General features: G+C 68.4%; 25 protein-coding genes and 1 tRNA gene. 13 read left to right on the forward strand and 13 right to left on the reverse strand.

Annotated features, from left to right (window positions below):
* The first annotated feature begins 2 nt into the window (after positions 1-2).
* From OU682_RS14695 to OU682_RS24265, 5 genes are all read left to right on the forward strand, one after another.
* The gene (locus tag OU682_RS14695; RefSeq protein ID WP_268942919.1) at positions 3-1,055 is read left to right on the forward strand and encodes a recombinase family protein; all 1,053 of its coding nucleotides are present in this window, start codon (positions 3-5) and stop codon (positions 1,053-1,055) included.
* Positions 1,056-1,159: 104 nt separating this feature from the next.
* Positions 1,160-1,432, forward strand: a complete 273-nt coding sequence (locus OU682_RS24255; RefSeq protein ID WP_371832250.1) for a hypothetical protein — start codon at positions 1,160-1,162, stop codon at positions 1,430-1,432.
* Between the two features lie 117 nt (positions 1,433-1,549).
* Positions 1,550-1,858 (forward strand): hypothetical protein, encoded by a 309-nt coding sequence (locus OU682_RS24260; RefSeq protein ID WP_371832251.1) that lies wholly within the window; start codon positions 1,550-1,552, stop codon positions 1,856-1,858.
* Positions 1,855-2,574: a hypothetical protein gene (locus tag OU682_RS14705; protein ID WP_268942920.1), complete on the forward strand. Its 720-nt coding sequence runs from the start codon at positions 1,855-1,857 to the stop codon at positions 2,572-2,574. The genes OU682_RS24260 and OU682_RS14705 overlap by 4 nt, the downstream gene beginning before the upstream one ends.
* A 169-nt stretch (positions 2,575-2,743) precedes the next feature.
* Entirely contained in the window at positions 2,744-4,291 is a 1,548-nt protein-coding gene (locus OU682_RS24265; RefSeq protein ID WP_371832253.1) for a recombinase family protein, read from the forward strand.
* Here OU682_RS24265 and OU682_RS14720 read toward each other — a convergent pair.
* Together OU682_RS14720 and gltX are read right to left on the reverse strand one after the other, a co-directional pair.
* A tRNA-Met gene (locus tag OU682_RS14720) sits at positions 4,248-4,324 on the reverse strand. The genes OU682_RS24265 and OU682_RS14720 overlap by 44 nt on opposite strands.
* A gap of 134 nt (positions 4,325-4,458) precedes the next feature.
* Entirely contained in the window at positions 4,459-5,784 is a 1,326-nt protein-coding gene (gene gltX, locus OU682_RS14725; RefSeq protein ID WP_268942924.1) for a glutamate--tRNA ligase, read from the reverse strand.
* 78 nt (positions 5,785-5,862) lie between these two features.
* Here gltX and OU682_RS14730 point away from each other — a divergent pair, with 78 nt between their 5' ends.
* Both OU682_RS14730 and OU682_RS14735 read left to right on the forward strand, forming a co-directional pair.
* Positions 5,863-6,270, forward strand: a complete 408-nt coding sequence (locus tag OU682_RS14730) for a metallopeptidase family protein (RefSeq protein WP_268942926.1) — start codon at positions 5,863-5,865, stop codon at positions 6,268-6,270.
* On the forward strand, positions 6,267-7,235 hold the full coding sequence (locus OU682_RS14735; RefSeq protein WP_268942927.1) for a 1-phosphofructokinase family hexose kinase: 969 nt from the start codon (positions 6,267-6,269) through the stop codon (positions 7,233-7,235). Before OU682_RS14730 ends, OU682_RS14735 begins: the two co-directional genes overlap by 4 nt.
* 59 nt (positions 7,236-7,294) lie before the next feature.
* Here OU682_RS14735 and OU682_RS14740 read toward each other — a convergent pair whose 3' ends face one another.
* Positions 7,295-7,621 (reverse strand): DUF6280 family protein, encoded by a 327-nt coding sequence (locus tag OU682_RS14740; protein WP_042251710.1) that lies wholly within the window; start codon positions 7,619-7,621, stop codon positions 7,295-7,297.
* A gap of 349 nt (positions 7,622-7,970) precedes the next feature.
* On the opposite strand from OU682_RS14740, the gene efp reads away from it, so the two are divergent.
* Entirely contained in the window at positions 7,971-8,534 is a 564-nt protein-coding gene (gene efp / locus OU682_RS14745) for an elongation factor P (protein WP_268942928.1), read from the forward strand.
* Between the two features lie 61 nt (positions 8,535-8,595).
* The gene (locus OU682_RS14750) at positions 8,596-9,162 is read left to right on the forward strand and encodes a hypothetical protein (protein ID WP_268942929.1); all 567 of its coding nucleotides are present in this window, start codon (positions 8,596-8,598) and stop codon (positions 9,160-9,162) included.
* Here OU682_RS14750 and ygfZ read toward each other — a convergent pair.
* Entirely contained in the window at positions 9,159-9,878 is a 720-nt protein-coding gene (ygfZ, locus tag OU682_RS14755) for a CAF17-like 4Fe-4S cluster assembly/insertion protein YgfZ (RefSeq protein WP_268942930.1), read from the reverse strand. The genes OU682_RS14750 and ygfZ overlap by 4 nt on opposite strands.
* Positions 9,875-11,635 (reverse strand): ABC transporter ATP-binding protein, encoded by a 1,761-nt coding sequence (locus tag OU682_RS14760; RefSeq protein WP_371832254.1) that lies wholly within the window; start codon positions 11,633-11,635, stop codon positions 9,875-9,877. Before OU682_RS14760 ends, ygfZ begins: the two co-directional genes overlap by 4 nt.
* Before the next feature lie 135 nt (positions 11,636-11,770).
* On the opposite strand from OU682_RS14760, the gene OU682_RS14765 reads away from it, so the two are divergent.
* Positions 11,771-12,943 (forward strand): pyridoxal-phosphate-dependent aminotransferase family protein, encoded by a 1,173-nt coding sequence (locus OU682_RS14765; protein WP_268942931.1) that lies wholly within the window; start codon positions 11,771-11,773, stop codon positions 12,941-12,943.
* A 79-nt stretch (positions 12,944-13,022) separates the two neighbouring features.
* Here OU682_RS14765 and rsmD read toward each other — a convergent pair whose 3' ends face one another.
* Together rsmD and OU682_RS14775 are read right to left on the reverse strand one after the other, a co-directional pair.
* Complete coding sequence (gene rsmD / locus OU682_RS14770; RefSeq protein WP_268942932.1) at positions 13,023-13,589, reverse strand: 16S rRNA (guanine(966)-N(2))-methyltransferase RsmD; 567 nt, start codon at positions 13,587-13,589, stop codon at positions 13,023-13,025.
* 85 nt (positions 13,590-13,674) lie between these two features.
* On the reverse strand, positions 13,675-14,877 hold the full coding sequence (locus OU682_RS14775) for an NAD(P)/FAD-dependent oxidoreductase (RefSeq protein ID WP_268942933.1): 1,203 nt from the start codon (positions 14,875-14,877) through the stop codon (positions 13,675-13,677).
* A gap of 90 nt (positions 14,878-14,967) precedes the next feature.
* Here OU682_RS14775 and OU682_RS14780 point away from each other — a divergent pair, with 90 nt between their 5' ends.
* On the forward strand, positions 14,968-15,453 hold the full coding sequence (locus OU682_RS14780; RefSeq protein ID WP_268942934.1) for a peroxiredoxin: 486 nt from the start codon (positions 14,968-14,970) through the stop codon (positions 15,451-15,453).
* Between the two features lie 29 nt (positions 15,454-15,482).
* On the opposite strand, the gene OU682_RS14785 is transcribed toward OU682_RS14780, so the two are convergent.
* The 4 genes from OU682_RS14785 to OU682_RS14800 all read right to left on the reverse strand — a co-directional run bounded on the left by OU682_RS14785 (position 15,483) and on the right by OU682_RS14800 (position 21,463).
* A complete protein-coding gene (locus OU682_RS14785; RefSeq protein ID WP_268942935.1) occupies positions 15,483-16,610 on the reverse strand; it encodes a GNAT family N-acetyltransferase in 1,128 nt (375 codons plus the stop codon).
* 134 nt (positions 16,611-16,744) lie between these two features.
* Positions 16,745-17,503: a glycerophosphodiester phosphodiesterase family protein gene (locus OU682_RS14790; protein WP_268942936.1), complete on the reverse strand. Its 759-nt coding sequence runs from the start codon at positions 17,501-17,503 to the stop codon at positions 16,745-16,747.
* Positions 17,503-17,958: a RidA family protein gene (locus OU682_RS14795; RefSeq protein WP_268942937.1), complete on the reverse strand. Its 456-nt coding sequence runs from the start codon at positions 17,956-17,958 to the stop codon at positions 17,503-17,505. Before OU682_RS14795 ends, OU682_RS14790 begins: the two co-directional genes overlap by 1 nt.
* Before the next feature lie 52 nt (positions 17,959-18,010).
* Positions 18,011-21,463 carry a chromosome segregation SMC family protein gene (locus tag OU682_RS14800; RefSeq protein ID WP_268942938.1) on the reverse strand — a complete coding sequence of 1,151 codons (3,453 nt, stop codon included), beginning with the start codon at positions 21,461-21,463 and terminating at the stop codon, positions 18,011-18,013.
* A gap of 142 nt (positions 21,464-21,605) precedes the next feature.
* On the opposite strand from OU682_RS14800, the gene OU682_RS14805 reads away from it, so the two are divergent.
* The gene (locus OU682_RS14805) at positions 21,606-21,986 is read left to right on the forward strand and encodes a CidA/LrgA family protein (RefSeq protein ID WP_268942962.1); all 381 of its coding nucleotides are present in this window, start codon (positions 21,606-21,608) and stop codon (positions 21,984-21,986) included.
* A complete protein-coding gene (locus tag OU682_RS14810) occupies positions 21,979-22,695 on the forward strand; it encodes an LrgB family protein (RefSeq protein ID WP_268942939.1) in 717 nt (238 codons plus the stop codon). Before OU682_RS14805 ends, OU682_RS14810 begins: the two co-directional genes overlap by 8 nt.
* A gap of 9 nt (positions 22,696-22,704) precedes the next feature.
* On the opposite strand, the gene mog is transcribed toward OU682_RS14810, so the two are convergent.
* Positions 22,705-23,238 (reverse strand): molybdopterin adenylyltransferase, encoded by a 534-nt coding sequence (mog, locus tag OU682_RS14815; RefSeq protein WP_268942940.1) that lies wholly within the window; start codon positions 23,236-23,238, stop codon positions 22,705-22,707.
* 99 nt (positions 23,239-23,337) lie between these two features.
* Complete coding sequence (locus tag OU682_RS14820) at positions 23,338-24,597, reverse strand: argininosuccinate synthase (RefSeq protein ID WP_268942941.1); 1,260 nt, start codon at positions 24,595-24,597, stop codon at positions 23,338-23,340.
* Positions 24,598-24,827: the final 230 nt, after the last annotated feature.

The following is a 24,827-nucleotide window of genomic DNA, read 5'->3' on the forward strand; positions in this document are numbered from 1 at the left end:
CTATGAATACCATGACGCATCAATCGAGCGCGCTGGCGATGGCACCCGAAGGGCAGGCCATCGCGCCGCAGAACCGCCCTTCCATGGGCATCCTGAACCCGACCAACTTGGCCGAGGCAATGGAAATGGCGAAGCTCCTAGCCGACTCCTCGATCGTCCCGAAGGACTTCGTGGGCAAGCCAGGCAACGTGCTGGTTGCCGTCCAGTGGGGCGCGGAACTCGGCCTGGCACCGCTGCAGGCCATGCAGTCGATCGCTGTCATCAATGGGCGCCCGTCGATCTGGGGCGACGCCATGCTGGCGCTGGTCCAAGGGTCCGGCGTGCTGGAATCCATCGATGAGGTGATCAGAGAAGACGGACAGATTGCGACCTGCACCATCCGCCGTCGCGGTCAGGCCAACCCGGTTGTGCGTCAGTTCACCATGGACGAGGCCAAGAAGGCGGGGCTGGTTGGTAAGGCTGGCCCTTGGCAGCAATACCCGCGCCGGATGCTGCAGCTCCGCGCCCGTGGCTTCGCGCTGCGGGATGCCTTCGCAGACGTGCTGCGCGGCGTCGCCATCGCCGAGGAGGTGCGCGACACGCCGGTCATGCGGGACGTGACGCCCGAGGAAGGTGTGATCGAAGGTCCCGCCACAGCGAGCGCCAAGGTGCGGAACAAGATCGCCGAGAAGAAGGCACCGGCTGTCACCCTGAGCGACGTGAAGGACCGGATCGCCGCGGCCAAGACCGAGGACGAGTTGCAGAAGGTCGGCGCTGACTGCACGAAGTTGTCAGGCGATGAGAAGGCCGAAGCCCGCAAAGCCTATTCCGACCGGCTGGCGGCACTCAAGACGCCCGCCGAGGAGCCCAAGGCTGGCACGTCGCTGACCGACCTGATCCAGAACACCGACAAGGGCATCCGCCGCGAACTGACCAACGGTGCGCCCTACAAGGCCACGCTGGATTTCTACGGCACCGAGCTGGCGCAGATCCTCGAAGGCGCGCCGGATGAACACGCCGCGATGATGGCCGAATACGAGCAGATCGCCGCGGAGCGCGACGGCGCCGACGCCTGATCCTCCCGCCGCAACCCGCCGTCAGATCGGGTCGCGGCCACCTCCCCGGCTGGTCCTGCACGCCAGCGCCAGCCGGGGCTTTTCCCCAGACCAGGAGCGATGACATGAATAACGATCGCGGCATGATGCGCGTCCTGATCGGCTGTAAAACCTCCGGCATTGCCCGCCGCGCCTTCGCCGCCCTCGGCCATGATGTCTGGTCTTGCGACATTGAGGCAGCCGAGGATGGCAGCAACCGCCATATTCGTTGCGATATCCGCGACGGGATCCTGAACGAGGGGTGGGATTTGCTCGCCGTCATGCACCCGCCCTGCACGCGCCTGTGCCGATCCGGCCGCCAGTGGATGAGCGGCCCCGACAAATGGACAGAGCCCTAGAAGCTGCCGCAGGACAGGACATGGGACGATATCCGGGTCGAGTTTGAGCTTGGTGTGTCGATCTTCACCGCCTGCTGGACGGTGCCGATCGAGCGCGTGGCTGTCGAGAACCCGGAAATGAACGACCTGGCGCGCGACCGCATGCCAATCGACCTGCCCAAGCCGCAGATGGTGCAGCCCTTCTGGTTCGGGCATCCCGAGTACAAGGCGACGGGTTGGTATCTGCGCGGCCTGCCGAAGCTGTCGGCGACCGATATCCTTCCTGAGCCAGAGCGTGGATCTGGTGAATGGAAGCGCTGGAACCGCGTGCATCGAATGCCGCCTGGTCCCGAGCGGGCTCGCCTGCGCAGTCGGTCGTTCCCGGGGATGATGCAGGCCGCTGCGGTTCAGTGGACGGGCTATGCCCTGCGGAAGGCGGCAGCATGAGCGCCCCTGCCCTCCCCAAGTCCAACACCAGCAAGGCGCTGTTCCGCGCGCAGGCGGGACGCAGCCGCGCCTCAGCACCGACGCTCTGTGACGACCTGCCGACGCAGCGAAAGCCCGACAGCGACCGCCGCGCCCATGACTACTACCCCACGGGCCAGCCCGAGGCGATCCGGGGCTTGCTGGACCGCGACGGCGACGTGATCCGGGCGTGCGGGTCGTTGTGGGAGCCGGCCTGCGGCGAGGGCGCGCTGGTGAAGGAAATCCGGAACGCCCGAATCCCCTGCTGCGCGTCCGACCTGATCGACCGGGGATGCCCCGACAGCTGGATGGCCGACTATTTCACCTGCATGTGCAGCCGCGCCCGAGCAATCATCACCAATCCGCCTTACAACCTGATCAACGCGCGCGATGGGCACGGCCGCTGGTTGCGCCATACGCTGCAGATGCCGGGTTGGGATTATCTCGCCCTGCTGCTGTCGTGGGATTGGCCGGCGGCCCGCGCCAATGGCCTCGGCAATCTGCTGGACTCGCAGCCCTTCTCATACTGCTACCTGATGCGGTGGAAGCTGGACTTCACCGGCGAAGGCTCGCCCCCGCAACGCAACGTGTGGTTCGTCTGGGACAAGCGCGATCCGCGCGGCCCCTCTCACCCAAAGCAACACCCTGATTTCCGGTGGATGGACCGGATCGGCGCTCGGCAGGAGGTGCTATTTTGACGGCACATCCACGAATCATAGACACCGGCGACAACGGCAGCACAATTGGCCCCGATTTTTGGCAGGTAGCGCGAGCCTATGCCGCGAAATGCAAGGCCAGAAAGGCCGCACAGGACAACGAGGATCCAGAATGCCCCGCGCCGCGCTCTACGCCCGCTTCTCGACAGACATGCAAAGCGACCGATCAGTCGATGACCAACTGTCCCTCTGCCAGGAATTCGCGGGCAAGCAGGGCCTCGACATTGTCGCGCGCTACAGCGACCGGGCGCGATCGGGAGCAACCGTCCACGGACGCGACGGGCTATGGAGCCTTCTGGACGACGCCCGGGCAGGACGCTTCGACACAGTGGTCGTCGAAGCGTTAGATCGTCTCAGCCGCGACCAGGAAGACCTCGCGGGCATCCACAAGCGGCTGACCTTTGCGGGCATCGACATCGTCGCCGTGCATGACGGCCGGGCCGATGCGATCCAGGTCGGCATCCGAGGCCTGGTCTCGACCCTCTTCCTGACCGACCTGAAGCACAAGATCCGGCGCGGGATGACAGGTGTCGTGGCAGACGGCCGCATCGCTGGCGGTAAGGCCTACGGCTACCGGCCAGTGCCGGGTCGCCCCGGCGAACCCGAGGTCAATCCTGAAGAGGCACAGGTCGTCCAACGCATCTTCCAGGCCTATGCTGAGGGCACATCCCCGCGTGACATCGCCCGGGCCCTGAATGACGACAGCATCCCTGCCCCTCGGGGCAACAGGTGGAACGCCAGCACCCTGAACGGCAACGAAGGCCGCGGCTATGGCATCCTGACCAATCCCATCTATGCCGGCGAGATCGTCTGGAACCGCGTGCGGATGGTCCGCGACCCCGACACGGGCAAACGCGTCAGCCGTCCGAATCCCCCCTCCGAATGGCGCCGATCCGAAGCGCCAGAATTGCGAATCATCGATCCCGAGCTATGGGAAGCTGTGCAGGCCCGTAAGCAAGGACGAATCATCGTGCGCAAGCCAAAGCAATCCGACCCGCGATCGCGCCGGCTGCTGACCGGACTGGTGAAGTGCAGCCAGTGTGGCGGGGGTCTGACCATGCATGATCGGCGCGGCGGCGCGATCCGGGTCACGTGCTCCACTGCAAAGGAAAGCGGCTCATGCGACAACCGCCGACGCTACCGCCTCGACAAGATCGAGCGGGCCGTTGTCGACGCGGTGATCGCCCGCCTGCGGGAGCCTGATGCGGTCAGGTCGTGGTTGGAAACCGTGCAGGCTGAGTCGCGCGATGCTTCGAAGGTGCGGGCCAAGGCTGAAAGGGCACTCGCAGCTGCGCAAGGCAAGCTCGATCGACTGCAGATGAACCTGGTCGATGGCCGCATCGATGCCGAGTTCTTTGACCGTCAGGTAGGGCCGATCCGTGCCGAGGTTCAGGCCGCGAAGGAACTGCTGGAGCGGGCGCCGTCCGCCCAGGTCGTTACCCTGCATCCAGCCGCCTTGGCGGAAATGACAGAGCTGCTGACTGTGCTGGCCGAGCACCTTCCCGACCTCGACCCCCGTGAAGACCGCGCAATGTTCGACGCATTCCGGTCACTGATCGACCGCGTCGTGATTCACGATCGCGAGGACAACCACGTAATTTGCGAGATCATCGGGACCGTCGCGCCATTGTTGGGGGGGAAACGGGGGGTTTCGGTGGTAGCGGAGGAGGGATTTGAACCCCCGACACAAGGATTATGATTCCTCTGCTCTAACCAGCTGAGCTACTCCGCCACGGGTGCAGGCGATTTACGGGCTGGCGCCGGGGGCGTCAAGCGGTTTCCGCAGGTTTTTTGCGGCCAGGGCGCCGGAACGAAAAACGCCGCCCCTGGTCCGGGACGGCGCGGCAAGCCTGAGGGCGCGACGTCTCAGCCGCGGGCCTTGACCACCTGCAGAAGCGGCATGACCTGCGCCATGTCGGGGCCATGGGCCTGGCCGGTTACGGCCTTGCGCAGCGGCATGAACAGGCCCTTGCCCTTGCGCCCCGTCGCCTCCTTCACGGCAGCCGTCCACTCGCCCCAGGTCGCGTCCGTATAGGGGGGCGGCGGCAGTAGCGGCATGGCCTGGGCGATGAAGTCGGTGTCCTCGGGATCGATCTGCGGCTCGGCCCCTTGGCTGAAGATCGCCCACCATTCGGCCAGGTCGTCCAGCTTCGTGATGTTCTGCGAGGCCACCTGCCAGAAGCGTTCGGCCAGACCTTCCGGCACGCCAAGCGCAGTGATGCGGTCGCGAACCGCGTCGAAGGGCAGCGCCTGGTTCCGCTCGCGCGTCAGGGGCCACAGATCCTCGGCATCGAACTTCGTGGGCGAGGCGCCGAACTGCGACAGGTCGAAGTCTTCGGCCAGATCGTCCAGCGTCATCTTCAGCTCGACCGGCTGGCTCGATCCCAGGCGGGCCATCATCGACAGCAGCGCCTCGGGGGCGACGCCCGCTTCGCGCAGGTCGCGGATCGACAGGGCGCCGATGCGCTTGGACAGTTCCTCGCCCTGCGCGCCGGTCAGCAGGCTGTGATGGGCAAAGGACGGCGGCGTGCCGCCAAGCGCGCGGATGATCTGGATCTGGGTTGCGGTGTTGGTCACATGATCCGCGCCGCGCACGATGTGGGTGACGGCCATGTCGGTGTCATCGACAGACGAGGCAAAGGTATAGAGCACCTGCCCGTCATGACGGATCAGCACCGGGTCGCTGACGGACGCGGCGTCAATCGAGATGTCGCCCAGGATGCCATCGGTCCATTCGATCCGCTCCTGGTCCAGCTTGAAGCGCCAGTAACCCTCGCGCCCCTCGGCGCGCAGGCGCTCGCGGTCGGCATCCGTTAGGGCCAGCCCGGCGCGGTCATAGACCGGCGGCTTGCCCATGTTCAGCTGCTTCTTGCGCTTCAGGTCCAGCTCGGTCGGTGTTTCGAACACCTCGTAAAGGCGCCCCGCAGCGCGCAGCTGGTCGGCGGCCTCGCCGTAACGGTCCAGGCGCAGCGACTGGCGTTCGACGCGGTCCCAGTGCAGGCCCAGCCATTCCAGGTCGCGCTTGATGCCGTCGGCATATTCTTCCTTGGACCGTTCCTGGTCGGTGTCGTCCAGCCGAAGGATGAATGTCCCCCCGGCCTTTCGGGCAATCAGATAGTTGAACAGCGCGGTCCGCAGGTTGCCGACATGGATGTGGCCCGTGGGCGACGGGGCGAAGCGGGTGGTGGTCATGGCACGTCTCCTGTTCGCCTTGCTCTTTCACAGACGGCGATTCTTGTCCATATCAGGGCCGGTATGCAGGAGAAGCGGATGACCGACTGGAAAGACCTGACCGCCCCCGATGCAGGCCGGATCGAGACGATGGCGCGCGACGCCGTGGCGGCTCTGCCGCCGGAATTCGCGGGCCATGCCCAGAGCATCGCCATCCGCGTCGCCGAATTCGCCCCCGAGGAGGTGCTGGACGAACTCCAGATCGACGATCCGTTCGAGTTGACCGGCATCTATGACGGCATTCCGCTGACGGAAAAGTCGGTCCTGGATCAGCCGGGCCAGCCCGACATCATCTGGCTGTACCGCCGCCCGTTGCTGGACGAATGGGCCTCGCGCGGGAGCGTCACCCTGGGCGAACTGGTCGCCCATGTGGTCACCCACGAGATGGCGCATCACTTCGGCTGGTCGGACGACGACATCGCCCGCATCGACAGGTGGTGGGAATGACCGCGCAGGCATTGGCGGGGCAGGCGCCGATCCTGACGGTCACGCTGAACCCGGCCCTGGATCTGTCCACCCAGACGGACGAGGTCCGGCCCGAACTGAAGCTGCGCTGCGACAAGCCCGAGGCCGATCCGGGCGGCGGCGGCATCAATGTCAGCCGGGCGATTCAGCACATGGGCGGGCAATCCACCGCGATGGTGGCGCTTGGCGGCGCGACCGGCACCCGCATCGCCGAGATGCTGAAGGCCGACGGGCTGTCCGTGGTCCGCCTGACCGCGCCCGGCGAGACGCGGCAGTCGCTGGCCGTGACCGACCGTTCCACGGGCGGCCAGTACCGCTTCGTCATGCCCGGCCCCGAATGGCACAAGGCGCATGTCGCCGACATGACCCAGGCCATTGCCGAAAGCACGCGCCCCGGTGGCTGGGTGGTCGTGTCGGGGTCGAACCCACCGGGCGTGCCCGCCGGGTTCGAGCAGATGCTGACCGTGCGGCTGAAGAACAGTGGCGCGAGGCTTCTGGTCGATACCTCGGGAGAGGCCCTGCGGGTGCTGGCTGGATCATCGACCCCCGTGGACGTGCTGCGCATGGACAGTCACGAGGCCGAGGATCTGGCGGGCCGCCTCCTTCCCACGCGCAATGACAGCGCGGCATTTGCAGCCGGCCTGGTCAAGGACGGCGCGGCGCGGTCGGTGATCGTGGCGCGCGGGGCCGACGGATCGGTCATCGCCGGGCCGGATGGCGCCTGGCACGCAGCAGCCGCGAAGGTCAAGGTTGTCAGCGCGGTCGGCGCGGGCGACAGCTTCGTCGCAGGCTTCGTGCTGGCCATGGCGCGCGACTGGCCGGTCGAGGAAGCGCTGGCCCTTGGCGCGGCCGCGGCATCCGCCGCCGTCATGACGCCCGCGACCGATCTGTGCCGGGCCGAGGATGTCGAACGCTTCTACGCCGAACGGGCCATCTCGAAGCTGTGACCCCGAAACAAAAAAGAGCCGCCCCGCAGGGCGGCTTCTTTGATGCGAAGGCGGCGCCCTCAGGCGGCTTCGGCTTCCTCGGCCTCGGCGGCCATGCGGCGCTCGCTTTCCTCGCGCGACAGCGCGACCGAGGTGCGAACCCCCTTGGACACGAATTCCATCAGGCCCTTCACGACCCGTTCATTCGGGTCGATGCCCGCGCAGGACAGCACCTCGCGCCCGTCCCGCGACCGCGCCCAGCGGGCGATCTGCTCGGGGCCGTTGCCGTATTTCTTGTCATCTGCAATCGCGTCATCCAGCGCGGCCAGAACCACGGCTGCAAAGAGCTTGCGGGCCCGCTGGCCCTGTTCGAAATTGAAAGCCGATCCGTCGACAAAATCGCGCATATCGTTCGTCCATCTTCTTGGGCCGCGAAGGCGACCATGTGGGAGGCAACATGCCAACCCATCGTTTTTCGTTTCCGTTTCTCTGACGGTGCTGCTGCTTAGCCCAGATGCCCGTCGATTCGTTATTCCCCAGAATGCATATCACCCATGCGGAATACGCATGTCCTGTAAAAAACAGGTGAAACCTGCACAGACACCTTGCGATCGGGGTCTCAGCACCCCGGTTCGCGCCTTGACAACACGGCAAAGCCGATTTGGTTGCCTCGCCTCGAAGGCCCCGATATAGGGGCGGCGCAGCGCCGTTCAAAGACGAACGGCACGAATTCCCCGAATCCCGATAGGTTTCCCAATGCCCAAGATCAACGGCAACGAAATTCGCCCCGGCAACGTGCTGGAGCATGACGGAGGCCTGTGGGCCGCCGTGAAGGTCAACCATGTCAAGCCCGGCAAGGGCGGCGCCTTTGCCCAGGTCGAGCTGAAGAACCTCCGCGACGGTCGCAAGCTGAACGAACGCTTCCGCAGCGAAGACAAGGTCGAGCAGGTCCGCCTGGAACAGAAGGACCAGCAGTTCCTCTACGAATCCGACGGCAAGCTGGTCTTCATGGACAGCGAAACCTTCGAGCAGACCGAACTGGATTCCGACCTACTGGGCGACCGCCGCCCCTTCCTGCAGGACGGCATGACCGCCACCATCGAATACTACGGCGAGGAAGCCCTGTCGGTGTCGATCCCGCAGAAGGTGACCTGCACCGTGTCCGAGACCGAGCCGGTCGTGAAGGGCCAGACCGCCGCCAACAGCTACAAGCCCGCCATCCTGGACAACGGCGTGCGCATCATGATCCCGCCCTTCGTGGGCGAGGGCGAGAAGATCATCGTCAACACCGAACTGTTCGAATACAGCGAACGGGCCTGACCCTGCCTCCTGCGCCCCGGCCCGCCCGGGGCGTCTTCACCCCAGCCAGCCGGTGTCGCCCATGACCGCCACGACCCTTCCGCAGGCCACGTCCGAGGACCTGGCGCACGCCCTGCCCCATGTCCTGGCGGCGCCGAGGGACGATGCGCCGGTCGAATGCCTGTGCTTTCGGCCCGGCTTCAACCAGCGGAGCTTTCCCGACCGCCTGACGCTGACCCGCGACGAGGGCGTCCCCGGCGAACGCTGGATGGCCGCGCCCTGGCTGAAGCTGCCGGACGGATCGCCCGACCCGCGCATCCAGGTCTCGATCCTGCCGCGCCGGGTGATGGACGCCGTTTGGCGGGACCGCAAGAACACGCCCCATCCCGGGGACACGATCATCTGCGACCTGGACACCAGCGAAGCGAACCTGCCCGTCGGCACGCTGCTGCAGGCGGGAACGGCGGTGCTGCGGGTGTCGGATGTCTTCAACGACGGCTGCGTCAAGTGGAAGGTCCGCTATGGCACGCCCGCCAAGGACTGGATCACCGCCCCCGGCCACCCGGCCCTGCGCCTGCGCGGCATCCTGTGTTCGATCGAGCGGGACGGCGAGGTCGCCCTGGGCGACCGCATCCGCAAGCTGGCCTAATCCGCCGACAGCCGCGCAGCACCCGCCTGCATGTCCGGCCCGAGGCGGTCAAAGCGGACATGCGCCAGGGCATGGCCGCCCGACTGGGTGAACAGGGTGCCGACCTCTTTCCCGTCGGCCGTGATCGGCGTGCCGACGGGGGCCTCGCCCTCGATCCGCAGCCGGGCCAGGCCCTTGCGCAACTCGGTCTTGTGCTTCATGCGGGCCGTCACCTCCTGGCCGACATAGCAGCCCTTGCGGAAATCGACGCCGTGCAGGCGCTCAAACCCCGCTTCCAGGATGAAGGTCTCGTTCGGGATCAGTTCGACCAGCGTTTCGGGGATGACGTTCCGGACGCGGATCGCGTCGAAGTCGGTTCCGTCGTCGCCGGTGCCGCCGTAAAGCCGCCAGCCAAGCGCCGGGTGCCGGGGATCGGCAATCGCGCCCTCGGGCGCGGGTCCGGTGCCGCGGCCTACGGTCATGGGGGCGACCTCGATGGCAACCCTGGAGCGCAGCTTGTACATCGTCAGCCGCCGGACCAGATCTTCGGCCAGCCGCGCGTCCACGTCGATCAGCAGCGCCTCGCCATCGGGAACGATCAGGAAATCGGCCAGATACTTGCCTTGCGGCGTCAGCAGCGCGGCCCAGCAAGGCGCGCGGGTCACGTCGTTGCTGACCAGGCCCTGGAGGAAGGCCAGGCGATCCTCTCCGGTGACGCGGATGATCTGGCGGGTCATTGGCTTTCTCCGAATTGCAGGGCGACAAGGCGGGCATAGACGCCGCCCAGGGCCATCAACTGTGCATGGCTGCCTTCCTCGACAACCCGGCCCTGTTCGATGACGACGATCTTGTCGGCAGTGCGGATGGTGGACAGCCTGTGTGCGATCACCAGCGTCGTGCGGTTCTGCGACAGCGTCTCCAGGGCGGCCTGGACCAGCCGCTCGCTGGCGGTGTCCAGCGCGCTCGTCGCCTCGTCCAGCAGCAGGACGGGTGCGTCGCGCAGCACCGCCCGGGCAATGCCGATGCGCTGCCGCTGGCCGCCCGACAGCGCCGATCCGCGCGGGCCCGCCGCGCTGTCCAGCCCCCTGGGCAGGTCGGCCACGAAGTCGCTGACATGGGCCGCGTCCATCGCGCGCCTGAGCGCCGCGTCATCCGCGCCGGGGCGCCCCATCAGGATGTTGTCGCGCAAGGTTTCGTCGAACAGGGCGGAATCCTGCGTCACGGTGGAAAACTGGTCGCGCAGGACGCCCAGGTCGAAATCCTGCACCGGCACCCCGCCAAGGGTGATCCGGCCCCCGTCGGGATCGACCATGCGCGTCAGCAGGTTGAAGACGGTGGACTTGCCCGCCCCCGAGGGGCCGACAAGCGCGGTGGTCCTGCCCGCCTCGGCGGAAAATGTCAGCCCCTGCAGCACCGGCTTGCCGTCATAGGACAGCCAGACGTCCTCCAGCCGAACCGAGGTATCGGCAGGCGGCTGGAGCCGGGACCCCGAGGTGATGGCGGGCTTGGTGTCGATCACCTGATAGACCCGCTCCAGGCTGGCCGCCGCGGTCTGCCAGGTGCCCGCCAGTCCGCCAAGCCGCCGCATGGGCTGGAAGGCCAGCGCCAGGGCGGTGAAGAAGGACATGAAGTCGCCGATGCTGCGCTCTCCTTCCATCACCTCCCGTCCGCCAAGGGCCAGAACGGCGACAAAGCCGATGCCGGTCACGATGTCGGTCAGGGCGGGCACCAGGCTGCTCATGGCCGCGACCTTGACCTGGGATCTCTGGATACGGGCGACGATGCTGGCGAAACGGGCGTTCTGATGGGCCTCGGCCCGGTTCAGCTTGATCGAGGCGATGCCGTGCATCACCTCGTCCAGGCGGGTGGCGCGTGTGCTGGCATCGGCGCGGTTCTGGCGCACCTTGCGGCGGATATAGCGCTGCACCAGCGCTGCGGGTGCGATCAGGATCGGCGCGCCGATCAGCGCGGCCAGCGTCCAGGCAGGGTCGATGGCCACCGCCACCGCAAACAGCATCACCAGCGAAATGACATCCCGCGTGGCACCGGTGATGAGATTGGCCCAGACCCCCTGGACGGCGATGGTGTCGCCCTGGATCCGCTCGATCATGGCGCCGGGGGGGTTGGCCTGGAAGAACCGCCCGTCCAGCGTCATGATATGGGCCAGCAGATCGCGCTGCATCGCGCTCGATATGCCCAGCGAGATGCGGCTGAGAAGCGAGCGGCTGGCCACCAGCGTCGTGGCGCGCAGCAGGAAGATCCCCATGATCGCGCCGCCGACCCACCAGATCGCGCCAGCCTCCTTGCCGACGAAGACGCGGTCGAACAGCGGCTTCAGCATCCAGGAAATCAGCGCCAGCGTCGATCCCTCGGCCATCATCAGAACGAAGGCCCCGGCCATGGGGCCGCGGTGAATGCGCAGGTAATCGGTCCAGAACCGGCGCAGCAGGCTGGTGGCCGAAGGATGCGGGGTTTGGGACTTGGTCACGGGCAGCGACGCCTTTCCTTTGTTCGCGCTGCGACAGCCTTAGCCCGTCCCGTCCCGCCGCCGCAAGGTCGGGGGAACCGTTGACCTTGGCCCGCGCGGGCACTAGCGATCCTTGCAGCATGTGAAGGACAGTTGAACGCCATGAGCCTTGCCGCCGGTCGCCCCGTCATCGCCATTCCCGGACCCTCGCCCGTTCCCGAGCGGGTGCTGGCCGCCGCGCATCGGGCCTCGCCCGACATCTATGGCGAGGAACTGGCGGATCTGAACCTGCAGGTCATGGAGCAGTTGAAGCGGCTGGCCGGCACGCAGGCGCATCTGGCGCCCTATATCGGCAACGGCCATGCCGCGTGGGAGGCCGCGGGCGCCAATATCTTCAGCTCGGGCGACCGGGCGCTGGCGCTGACATCGGGCCATTTCGGGCGGTCCTGGGCGCAGCAGATGGAACAGATGGGCATTGCGGTGGAGCGGCTGGATTTCGGCAGCCTGCCCGCCGACCCCGACATGCTGGCCCGCCGCCTGGCCGAGGACAAGGCCGGCGCGATCAAGGCGGTCATGGTATGCCAGATCGACACGGCGACGGGCGTGATGACCGACATCCCGGCGCTTCGCGAGGCCATGGGGGATCACCCGGCGCTGCTGGTGGTGGATGCCATCGCATCGCTTGGCTGCGCGCCGATGATGATGGACGACTGGGGCGTGGACGTGCTGATCGCGGCCAGCCAGAAGGGGATGATGGCCCTGCCCGGCACCTGCTTCGTCTGGTATTCCGGCAAGGCCGCCGCGCGCGGGCGTTCGCAACTGACCACGCCCTATTGGGACTGGCACGCCCGCGCCAATGCCGAGGCCCTGTGGCGCTTCTGGGGCGGCACGCCGCCCGTCCAGCAGATCTTCGCCCTGGACGAGGCGCTGCGGATGATCCTGGACGAGGAGGGCCTGTTCGCCGTTTGGGCGCGCCACGCGGCCCTGGCCCGCGCCGTCTGGGCGACGGTCGACGAATGGGGCCAGGGCGATACCGGGATCCGCCTGTCGGTCAAGGATCCCACGGCGCGGGCGGCCTCGGTCACGGCGCTGGCACTGCCGGGGGCCGATGCGCTGCGGTCCTGGGTGGCGGCGAATTGCGGCGTGACGCTGGGGGTGGGCCTTGGCGCCGAGCAGCCTGAAAACGCACTGCGGATCGGCCATATGGGCCATGCCAATGCGGCCATGATCCTGTCGGCGCTTGGCGCGATGCAGGCCGGAATGGCGGCGCTTGGCATCCCCTACGGGCCGGGAGCGCTGGATGCCGCAGCGCGGGTGCTGGCGGAACCGGCGTGAGCCGGTCGCCCTGCCGGGCGGCGTTCCCTCGGGATCCACTGCATCTCGGCCTTTCGCGCGGCCCGGGCATCACATCCCGCTACGCCCCGGGCAGCCGCGCCAGCGTGACGAGCGTATCGCCATAGCGCCTTTGGTCGATCTGCACCAACGGAGCGGGCACAAGCGGCGGCCGGCTTTCTTCCCAGACCACCACCGCACCGGGGGCGACCCAACCGCCAGCTAGCGCCGAGGCGATGGCTTTTTCACCAAGACCCTGCGCATAGGGCGGGTCGAGGAAGACCAGCCCGCAGGCTGCGCCGCGATTCTCGCCCAGACGGGTCGCGTTGCGCCGCAGCAGGTCCGTCGCACCCTCGGCCCTGGCCTTGGCGATGTTGCTGCGGACCAGCGCCTGCGCCTTGGCGCCGTCATCGACAAAGGTCACATGGGCCGCGCCGCGAGACAGGGCCTCCAGCCCCAGGGCCCCGGTTCCGGCGAACAGATCGAGCACGCGCGCGCCCGGGACGGGGTTGCCATGCGTGCCATTGACCAGCAGGTTGAAGATCGCCTCGCGCACGCGGTCGGTGGTGGGGCGCAGATGGCCGGTGGCGTCGCCTTCGCCCACATCCGCCAGCTTCAGGCCGCGCAGGCTGCCGCCGACGATCCTCATGCTTGCGTCCCGCGATCACGGGGGGCCGTCTGCCCCCCGGCCGCTGCGCGGCTCCCCCCGAGGATATTTGAGTGAAGAAGAAACCTCATGCGAGCAGTGCCTTGAGGTCGCTCGCCGCTGCGATGGCGCCGGGGTCGGGGCTGCGCCCGGCCTCGATCAGGCGCTTGCCGATCATGTAGGCGCGGGCGTCGTTCAGCGCGTCCACGGCAATCAGGCGGTCGCCGCGGAAATACCAGACGGATCCGCCATGCTGGCCGTTGCCCGGACGCGTGACGATCCGGTCGTGACCAGTTCCAAGGCCGGCGATCTGCAGCTTGGCATCGAACTGGTCGGACCAGAACCAGGGCTTCGGCTGATAGGCCTTGTCCGCGCCCAGGATGTTGTCGGCCACCGCCTCGGCCATGTCGATGGCATTGCCGACGCTTTCCAGCCGCAGCCGTTCGTCCTGCCAAGGAAAGCTGGCGCAATCCCCCGCCGCCCAGATCGCCGGATCCGAGGTCCGGCCCAAGGCGTCGGTGGCGATCCCGTTGTCCAAGGACAGCCCGGCGGTCTGCGCCAGGGTGGTTTCCGGCAGGACGCCGATGCCGGTGACGATCAGGTCGGCGGGCAATTCGCGCCCCTCGGTCAATGCCACGCCGGTCGCGTGATCGCTGCCGCTTATCCGGGAGATGCCGGTGCCCTCCAGGATTTCCACGCCGTGCGCCAGATGCAGGGCGCGGATCATGTCCGCCGTCTCGGGCGCGGCCACGCGGCCCAGGATACGCGGCGCGGCCTCGATCAGCGTGACGATCAGGTCCAGCTTGCGGGCGACCGCTGCGGCCTCCAGCCCGATATAGCCGCCGCCGATCACGATCAGGCGGCGGCCCGGCTGCATTTGCGGGGCCAGGGCGTCCACGTCGGCCAGGTTGCGGATCACGTGGACGCCCGGCAACTCGCCCCCCATGGCGGCGGGAAGGCGGCGGGCTGACGCGCCCGTGGTCAGGGCCAGGACGTCATAACCCACCTGCCCCTTGTCGGTCGCGACCACCCGCCGCGCCGGGTCGATGGCAGTCGCCGTTTCGCCCAGCCGCAGGGTGATGCGCTGATCGTCCCACCATTCCGGCGACCGCAGCACCAGGCGGTCCAGCCCCATCTGGCCCAGCAGATAGGCCTTGGACAGCGGCGGGCGCTGATAGGGGGCCGCGGATTCCGCGCCGATCACCACGATCTCGCCCTCATGGCCCTTGGCGCGCAGCCGCGCCGCCATGGACGCCGCCGCCTGCCCTGCCCCGACGATCACGATCTTCATGGCCATCCCTGCCTGTTGCGGCCCGCTGGCCTGTCACCGGACGGCACCCTATAGTCGCGGCGAATCCGTTGCAATTCCAAGGAGGACAGGATGACCATCACCGTCGGAGACCGGCTGCCCCAGGGCAAGCTGCTGCGCGTGGGCGCCAATGGCCCCGAGGCCGTGGACACCGCCGACCTGGCCCGGGGCCGCGTGGCCCTGTTCGGCGTGCCGGGCGCCTTTACCGGCACCTGCACCAATGCCCACATGCCCAGCTTCGTGCGCAATGCCGATGCCTTCCGCGGCAAGGGCGTGGACCGGATCGTCTGCGTGACCGTGAACGACCCCTTTGTCGCCGATGCCTGGGCCAAGGCCACCGGCGCCCAGGACGCGGGGATCGAGGTTCTGGCCGATGCCGACGGCAGCCTGACCCGCGCGCTTGGCCTGAACTTCGACGCGCCGCCTGCCGGCTTCTACGGCCGCTCCAAACGCTATGCCGCGCTGCTGAAGGACGGCACATTCGAGGCCCTGGACGTCGAGGACAGCCCCGGCCAGTGCGGCGTCAGCGCGGGCGAGGCGCTGCTGGAGAAGGTCTGACCCAAGCGGGACCGGCCGCCAGCCGGTCCCTAGCCCTTGCGGAAGGGCGTGAAATCCGCAAGGGCCTCGATCTCCTCGCCCATCGCCATGCGTTCGCGGTCCAGATAATTGGCCAGGGCGCGCAGGAATCCCTTGTCAGCCACCCAGTGAAGCGAATGGGTGGCGACGGGTTCATACCCCCGGGCCAGCTTGTGTTCGCCCTGCGCGCCGGCCTCGACCCGCGCCAGCCCGCGCTCGATCGCGATGTCGATGGCCTGATGATAGCACAGTTCGAAATGCAGGAAGGCATGGTCCTCGATGCAGCCCCAGTATCGGCCGTAAAGCGCATCCGGCCCGATGAAGTTCAGCGCCCCCGCGATGGGTCGCCCGTCCCGTTCCGCCAGGACCAGCAGGATGTCGTCGCGCATGGTCTGCTGCAGGCAGTCGAAGAAGGCCCGCGTCAGGTAGGGCCGGCCCCATTTGCGGCTGCCGGTGTCCTGGTAGAAGGCCCAGAAGGCGTCCCAATGCTGCGGCTTCAGGTCATCGCCGGTCAGGTGCCGGATCGTGCCGCCGAAAGCCTGCGCCCGGGCGCGTTCCTTGCGCAGATCCTTGCGCTTGCGCGAGGACAGCGCCCCCAGGAAATCGTCATAGCCGGCATAGCCCCGATTCAGCCAATGGAACTGCTGCGTGACGCGGGGCAGAAGGCCGGTGGCGGACCCGGCCTCGGCCTCGGCTTCCGTGCAGAAGGTGACATGCAGGCCCGATGCCCCGACCCGTTCGGCCAGCCGCGTCATGCCGGCCAGCAGCGACTGCCGCATGGCCGGGTCCTCCGTCAGCAGCCGGGCGCCGGTCACCGGGGTAAAGGGCACCGCCGCCTGCAGCTTGGGATAATAGCGACCGCCCGCGCGCCCATAGGCCTCGGCCCAGGCATGGTCGAAGATGTATTCGCCCTGGCTGTGCGACTTGGCGTAAAGCGGCGCGGCGGCAACCACCGTGCCGCCATCCTCCAGCGTCACATGCAGGGGCTGCCAGCCCGTCCCACGCCCGACCGAGCCGGATTCCTCCAGCGCCAGCAGGAAGCGGTGCGTGGTAAAGGGATTGCCATCCCCAAGCGCGTCCCAGGTGTCGGCCGGGATCGCGGCGATGCTGGCATGGGTGGACAGGGTAAGCGCGCTCATGGCTGGCAAGCTAGGCGGTCGGGGCGGGTTTGTCAGCGGTCCCCTGCTCACATTCGCGCAGGCTTTTCACTTTGGCTCAAATATCCCGCAGGGGGACTTCGCCGAAGGCGAATGGGGGACGCGAAGTCCCCCGGCTAGGTTGCAGTCGGGCGATAGCCTTCAAAGGTGATGTTGTCCGCGACGCGGCGGGCCAGCACCTCCTCCTCCGCGCTGCGGATGGTCCAGCACAGGATCGGCACGCCCTGTGCCTTCAGCGCATCAAGGCGCGGATTGGCCAGGTCATGCTTGTCATGCGAAACGAAGCAGGCGCCGGAACGGTCGAAGTCGTTGATCCCGGCCAGGTGGCTGCGCGTTTCCTCGGGGATGCCGGGCCAGTCCTGTTCCGCGTAGCCGCAGGTGGTCAGCCCGACGGGGACATGCGGCGCAAGCCTGTGGAAGGCCTCGACCACATGCGGGTTGAAGGACATGACCGCGACGGGGCCGCCGTAATCCTGCAAATCCGCCGCGACACGCTGATGCAGGGTGCCGATGTCGGGGCCAAGCGACATGTCCTGGTCCTTGATCTCGATCAGCAGGGGCACGCGGCCCGCGACCAGATCCAGGAACTGCCGCAGGGTCGGGATGGGCTGGTCGGTGCCCAGCAGCCGCATCCCCGACAGCGCCGCCGGGTCAAGGCCCGCGATGAAGCCCTCGGCACCCGCGAGGCGGCGCAGGTCATAGTCGTGGAACACCATCGCCTCGCCACCCCGGGCCGGCTGGATGTCCAGCTCGATCGCATAGCCCGCGTCGATCGCGGCCTGCGCGGCGACCAGGCTGTTTTCCGGGACGCCGGGACCATGCAGGCCCCGGTGCGCGACCGGCATGCTCAGGAAGGCCCGCGGCAGGGCCATCATCACGCGACCTCGAAGATTGCTTCGATCTCGACCGCGACGCCCAGGGGCAGCGCGGGGGCGGAAACGGCGGCGCGGGCATGGCGGCCGGCATCGCCGAAGACCTCGACCATCAGGTCGGAACAGCCGTTGATGACCTTGGGCTGGTCGGCAAAATCGGGGGTCGAGTTCACGAAGCCCGTCAGCTTGACCACGCGACGCACGCGGTCCAGATCGCCCACGGCGGCCTTCAGCTGCGCGATCAGCGACAGCCCGCAGCGGCGGGCGGCGGCGGCGCCATCTTCCACCGACATGCCATCGCCCAGGCGGCCCTTGATCTGCCCGCTCTCATCCTGGCTGATCTGGCCCGACACGAAGACCAGATTGCCCGTCTGCACGAAGGGCACATAGTTCGCCGCGGGCGCAGGCGCTGCGGGAAGGGTGATGCCCTTCTGGGCCAGGGTGGCTTCGATGCTCATGATGTCCCTCGTATGGCTTGCGGATTCGGGCGGCACCGTAACAAGGCGGGCGTCAGGCGACCAGAGCCTCGGCGCGCTTCAGATCCACGCTGACAAGCTGGCTGACGCCCTGTTCCACCATGGTGACGCCGAACAGCCGGTCCATGCGCGACATGGTGACGGCGTGGTGGGTGATGATCAGGAAGCGCGTGTCGGTGCGGCGCGTCATCTCGTCCAGCAGGTCGCAGAAGCGGCTGACATTGGCGTCGTCCAGCGGCGCGTCCACCTCGTCCAGCACGCAGATCGGCGCCGGGTTGGCCAGGAACACCGCAAAGATCAGTGCCATGGCCGTCAGGGTCTGTTCGCCGCCGGACAGCAGCGACAGCGTGGACAGCTTCTTGCCGGGCGGCTGGCACATGATTTCCAGCCCGGCGTCCAGCGGATCGTCGGATTCGACCAGAACCAGCCGCGCCTCGCCGCCGCCGAACAGGGTGGTGAACAGCGTGCCGAAGTTGGCATTCACCGTGTCAAAGGCCGCCAGCAGCCTTTCGCGCCCTTCGCGGTTCAGGCTGGTGATGCCTGCCCGCAGCTTGCGGATGGCTTCCTCAAGGTCGGATTTCTCGGCGGCAAGGCGGTCGCGCTCGGCCTCGACTTCGCGCTTGTCCTCGTCGGCGCGCAGGTTGACGGCGCCAAGCCCGTCGCGCTGCGTGCGCAGCCGGGCGATCTGGTCCTCCAGCACGGCGGCGGGCGCATCGGGGGGCCGGTCGCCAAGCGAGGCCAGCAGCGCCTGCGGCGTCGTCTCGGTTTCCTCGAGGATGCGCGCCCGGGCAGCGGCCTCGGCGTTCCGCGCGGCCTCGGCGCGCGCTTCGCGGGTGGCGCGGGTTTCGCGGGCCTCGGAGGCGGCGCGCTCGGCTTCGCGCTCGGCATGGGCTGCGCTGCGGGCGGCGTCCTCGGCGATCGCCAGCGTGTCGCGGGCGGCGGTCAGGCGCGTGTCGGCATCCGCTTCGCGCGCCCGAAGGCTGGCGCGGCGGTCGGCCAGCACGGCAGGCTGCGCCTCGGCATCCGTCAGTTCGGCGGCGGCGGCATCGCGGCGGGCGGTCAGTTCCGAGGCCCGCGTGCCTGCCTGCTGCAGGCGCAGCTTCCAGCCGGACTCCTCCTTGGCGATCTCCTGCAGGCGCTTCGTCCGTGCATTGGCCTCGCGCTTCAACTCGTCCAGCGCGGCGCGGCGGGTCATCGTGGCGATGCGCGCGGCCTCGACCCCGGTGCGGGCATGTTCCAGGGCCGTGGCCGCGTCCGCCCTGTCCGGCAACTCGGCCAGCGCTGCTTCCGCCTGCGCCAATCGCCCGCGCGCGTCCAGCGCATCGGCCTGGTGCCGCGCCAGTTCGCCCCCAGCCGACTCGGCGCGGCTGCGCGCCATCGACAGGTCGGATTCGGCCCGCGTCAGGGCACGTGCCGCATCGGACAGCTGCCGTTCCGCATCGCGCCGGGCATCCCGGGCGGATTTCTCGGTCGCCGTGGCATCCGACAGGGCTGCGCGGGCGTCCTCGTGGCGCTCGATCGCGACAGCGGCCCTGGCCTCGGCCTCGGCGGTCTGGTCCGACAGTTCGGCCAGCTGGTTGACCTTCTGAAGGTGCAGGGCGGCGGCCGACAATGCCTCGCCCGCCATGACCCGCATCCCGTCCCAGCGGAACAGATCGCCCGCGGGCGTGACAAGCCGCTGGCCGGGCCTCAGCGCCGGCTGCATGGTCGCGGCAGTCGCCGCATCGGCGACAAGCCCCACCTGCGACAGCCTGCGCCCCAGGGCTGCCGGGCCATCGACATGTGGTGCCAGGGACGCCGCGCCAGCCGGCAAGGGCTGCGGATCGTCCCATGGGGCCAGCAGATGCCAGCCGCTTTCGCCATCCGCCGCAAGGCCCGCGCGCAGATCGTCGCCGAACGCCGCGCCAAAGGCCACCTCATGGCCCTTTGCCACGGTCACCTGGTCGAGGATCGACTTGCCCCCCGACTGGCCGCGTTCCACCAGCCGGCGCAGCGCGGCCATTTCGGCGGCCAGCGCGCTGGCCTCGCCCTCGGCCTCGGCCCGGGCTATTCGGGCGCCGGCCTCAAGGGCTTCGGCCTCGGCCCGGGCTGCCTCGGCGGCGGCAAGCGCATCCTCGGCGGCCTCGGCGCGCTCGGCGGCAGCCTCCTGCGCCTGCTCCGCGATGGCAAGCGCGTCCTCGGCGGTTGCACCCGCCTCGGCGGCGCGGGCGACGGCGGCCTGCGCCTCGGTGCCGGCCCGTTCCGACCGATCCAGCATCGCGCGCAGGTCGGCGGCCAGCCGTTCCGCCGACTGGTGCCGCGCGGCAAGGCGAGCCGCCTCGTCCGTCAGTTCCGCCAGCCGCGCCTCGACCTCGCGCAGCGCCTCGGCGGCTTCGTCGGCGGCATGGGCGGCCGCGTCCAACCGCGCGTCATGGCCCTGCCCGGCCTTTTCCAGTTCCGCCTGCTCCCAAGCCAGCCGCTCGACCACCTCTCCGGCGTCGCGGTTCAGCGACTCCTCGCGCTCGATGTCGCGGGCAAGCTGGCTGATGCGGGCCTGAAGGCCGGCGATGGCCTGTGCCGCGCGGATGTCAGCCTCGTCCAGGGCTTCGCGTTCGACCACGATGCGCGACAGGATGGCGGCGGCGACCTGTTCTTCTTCACGCAGGTCCGGCAGCGCGGCCTCGGACGCTTCGCGCCGGGCGGATGCCTCGCGCGATGCCGCCTCGGCTGCCGCGGCATCGCGGATGGCTCCGGTCAGCGCCTCGGCCGCGGCCAGCCGCGCCGCCTCGGCCTCGGACCAGCGGCGATAAAGCAGCGCGCCCTCGGCCAGCCGAAGCGCCGCGCCGATCTCGCGATAGCGGGCGGCGGTGCGGGCCTGCCGGGTCAGTGACACCACCTGGGTGGACAGCTGGTCCAGCGTGTCCTCGACGCGGGTGAGGTTCGATTCCGCCGCGTTCAGTTTCAGCTCCGCCTCGTGCCGGCGCTGGTAAAGGCCGCTGATCCCCGCCGCCTCCTCTAGGATCCGGCGGCGGCTTCGCGGCTTAGCGCTGATCAGCTCGCTGATCTGGCCCTGCCGGACCAAGGCAGGCGAATGCGCGCCGGTCGAGGCATCCGCGAACAGCATCTGCACGTCCCGCGCCCGCACGTCCTTGCCGCCGATCTTGTAGGCGGACCCCGCGTCGCGGGTGATCCGGCGCACGATGTCGAACTGGTCGTCGCCGTTGAAGCCCGCAGGCGCCAGCCGGTCGCGATTGTCCACCGTCAGCACCACCTCGGCATGGGCGCGGGCGGACCGGCGCGCGGTGCCGGCGAAGATCACGTCCTCCATCCCTTCGCCGCGCATCGCGGTCGGGCGGTTCTCGCCCATGACCCAGCGGAGCGCCTCGAGCAGGTTCGACTTGCCGCAGCCGTTTGGGCCCACGACGCCGGTCAGCCCCTCGCGGATGACCAGGTCGGTCGGGTCCACGAAGCTTTTGAAGCCGTTCAGTCGCAGCCGGTCGAAGCGCAAGCGAGTCCCTTTCCAAATCCCGTGGGGATTGTCGCATCGCGCGGGGGCAAGTCAACCACCACCCGCTATATCTGGAGAGCGGCAAGACAGTTTCCACAAGATCGGCATGGTGGATGGGCCGATTTCCGCTACCATCGGTGCCATGATCACCGCGCTGTCCCTGATTCTGGCCTTCCAGCTTGTCGGAGAGATCCTGTCCCGCGCGCTGGACCTGCCCCTGCCCGGCCCGGTCGTGGGCCTGTGCCTGCTGGTCGCGGCCTGCATCCTGCGCCCGCCGTTGGCCGACCGGTTGCGTCCGGCGGCCCAGGGGCTGCTGGCGCATCTGTCGCTGTTCTTCGTCCCGGCAGGGGTGGGGGTCGTTGCCCATTGGCCGACCCTGCGCGACCAGGGCATCGGGCTGGCGGTGGCGATCATGGGCTCCACGCTGCTGGCCATCGCGGCGGGGGCGCTGGCCTTCCAGGCCGTGGCGCGCTGGACCGGGTCGGTCGATCCATCCGCGCTGAAGGAGGATGCCGATGGCTGATCCCGCGCTGATCTGGTCCTATCTGGCGCAGGGCCCGCTGCTGTGGCTGACGGCGACGCTGGTGGCCTATGTCATCGGCGACGCGCTGTTTCGCGCAGCCGGGCGGCAAAGCTGGGCCAACCCGGTGCTGATCGCGGTGATCCTGCTGGCGGTCCTGCTGGCCGCCACGGGCACCGACTACGCCACCTATTTCGAGGGCGCGCAGTTCGTCCACTTCATGCTCGGCCCCGCGACGGTCTGCCTGGCGCTGCCGCTTTACGACAACCTGCCGAGGGTCCGCCGCGCCGCCTGGCCGATGCTGGCGGGGCTTTGCGTGGGGTCGGGCGTGGCGATCGTCTCGGCCCTGCTGATCGCCCGCGCCTTCGGGATCGGCGGCCCCGTGCTGGCGTCCCTGGCGCCCAAGTCCACGACCGCCCCCGTCGCCATCGGCATCGCCGAGCGGATCGGCGGCCAGCCCACCCTCACCGCCGCCCTGGTGCTGCTGACGGGGATCTTCGGGGCCATCGTGGTGACGCCGCTGCTGAACGCGCTGCGCGTGCGGGACTGGCGGGCGCGAGGCTTCGCCGTGGGCGTTGCCGCGCATGGCATCGGCACCGCGCGGGCGTTCCAGGTGAACCAGACGGCGGGGGCATTTTCAGGGATCGGGATGGGGTTGAACGCGGTGCTGACCGCGGTGATCGCGCCGATGGTAGTGGGGTGGATGGGGTGAAAGGGTCCCTCAGGATCCGGGCCGAAACGCCTTCACCTTCCCTGCATCCGTCTCGATCCGCGCGGCACCGATCAAGTCCAGGCAATAGGGCACCGCGGCAAACACCGCGTTCAGGCAGGTCGCAATCGCCGCGGGCTTGCCCGGCAGGGTGATGATCAGCGTCGCATCCCGGACCACCGCCGTCTGTCGCGACAGGATGGCGGTCGGGACCTCGGCCAGAGATGCGCGGCGCATTTCCTCTCCGAAGCCCTCCAGTTCCTTTTCGGCCACGTCCATCACCGCCTCGGGGGTCTGGTCACGGGGGGCGGGTCCGGTGCCGCCGGTCACCAGGATCAGGTCGGCGCCGCCCTCCACCAGTTCGCGCAGCGTCGCAGCCACGCCCTCGCGCCCGTCCGGGATGATGGTGCGGGTGATTTCCATGGGGGAAACCACCACGTCGCGCAGCCAGGCCTCGGCGCCGGGGCCGCCCTTGTCCTCGTATTCGCCGCGGGCGGCGCGGTCGCTGACGGTGACGATGCTGATACGGGCGGGACGGTCGGTCATGGGACGGGCCTTCTGCTGGACCGGGCCACTGTGGGACAGGCCCGGGCAAAAGAAAAGGCCGCGGGGATGCCGCGGCCCATGGGTCGTGATGCGGGCGGCTTACTTGTTCCGCGCGTTCCGGTTCGCGACCAGCTTCAGGCGCAGGGCGTTCAGGCGGATGAAGCCCGCGGCGTCCTTCTGGTCATAGGCGCCGGCATCGTCCTCGAAGGTGACATGCGCCTCGGAGTAGAGCGACTGGTCAGACCAGCGGCCGACGCAGGTCGCCAGACCCTTGTAGAGCTTCAGCCGCACCGTGCCCGAGACATGCTCCTGCGACTTGTCGATCAGGGCCTGCAGCATCTCGCGCTCGGGGCTGAACCAGAAGCCGTTGTAGATCAGTTCCGCATAGCGCGGCATCAGGCTGTCCTTGAGGTGGCCCGAACCGCTGTCCAGCGTGATCTGCTCGATCCCGCGATGGGCTTCCAGCAGGATCGTGCCGCCCGGCGTTTCATAGATGCCGCGCGACTTCATGCCGACGAAGCGGTTTTCCACGAAGTCCAGGCGACCGATGCCGTGCTTGCCGCCCAGTTCGTTCAGGCGGGTCAGGATCGTGGCGGGCGACAGCGCCTCGCCGTTGATCGCCACCGCATCGCCGCGTTCGAAGGTGATCTCGATGAATTCGGGCTGATCGGGCGCGTCCTCGGGGTTCACGGTGCGCTGATAGACATAGTCGGGCGCGGCCTCGGCCGGGTTCTCCAGCGCCTTGCCCTCGCTGGAGGTGTGCAGCAGGTTCGCGTCCACGCTGAAGGGCGCCTCGCCGCGCTTGTCCTTGGCGATGGGGATCTGGTTCTGCTCGGCAAACTCGATCAGCTTGGTGCGCGAGGTCAGGTCCCACAGCCGCCAGGGCGCGATCACCTTGATCGACGGGTCCAGCGCGTATGCCGACAGCTCGAACCGCACCTGGTCGTTGCCCTTGCCGGTCGCGCCATGCGCCACCGCATCCGCGCCATGCTGGTGCGCCAGTTCGACCAGGCGCTTGGAGATCAGCGGGCGGGCGATCGAGGTGCCCAGCAGGTACAGCCCTTCGTAAAGCGCGTTGGCGCGGAACATCGGGAAGACGAAGTCGCGCACGAATTCCTCGCGCAGATCCTCGATGTGGATGTTTTCGGGCGCTATGCCCAGCAACTCGGCCTTCTGACGCGCCGGCTCCAGTTCCTCGCCCTGGCCCAGGTCGGCGGTGAAGGTGATGACCTCGCAGCCGTATTCGGTCTGCAGCCATTTCAGGATGATCGAGGTGTCGAGCCCGCCCGAATAGGCAAGGACGACTTTTTTCGGCGCGTCGGTCATGCGGTTAACCCTTCGGCAAAGTTTCCGGCGCAATAAGGCAGAAGCCGCGTTGTCACAAGGGTGTGGGGGCGGATAAGAGGATGGGGTTGCTCAGGGGTCTTTGATGCAGGCATTTCGCATCCTGCTGCACGCGCTGCGGCAGGTTCTTGGAAATCTTCGGCAGGCGTTGCTGTTGTCGGTGCTGCCGTTGCTGATTGCCTTCGGCGTCGTGGCCGTCGTGATCATGACGGGGCAGTACTGGGCAAGACCGTCCAGCTTCGGCT

It is taken from the genome of Paracoccus benzoatiresistens, assembly GCF_026913015.1.
GTDB lineage: Bacteria > Pseudomonadota > Alphaproteobacteria > Rhodobacterales > Rhodobacteraceae > Paracoccus > Paracoccus benzoatiresistens.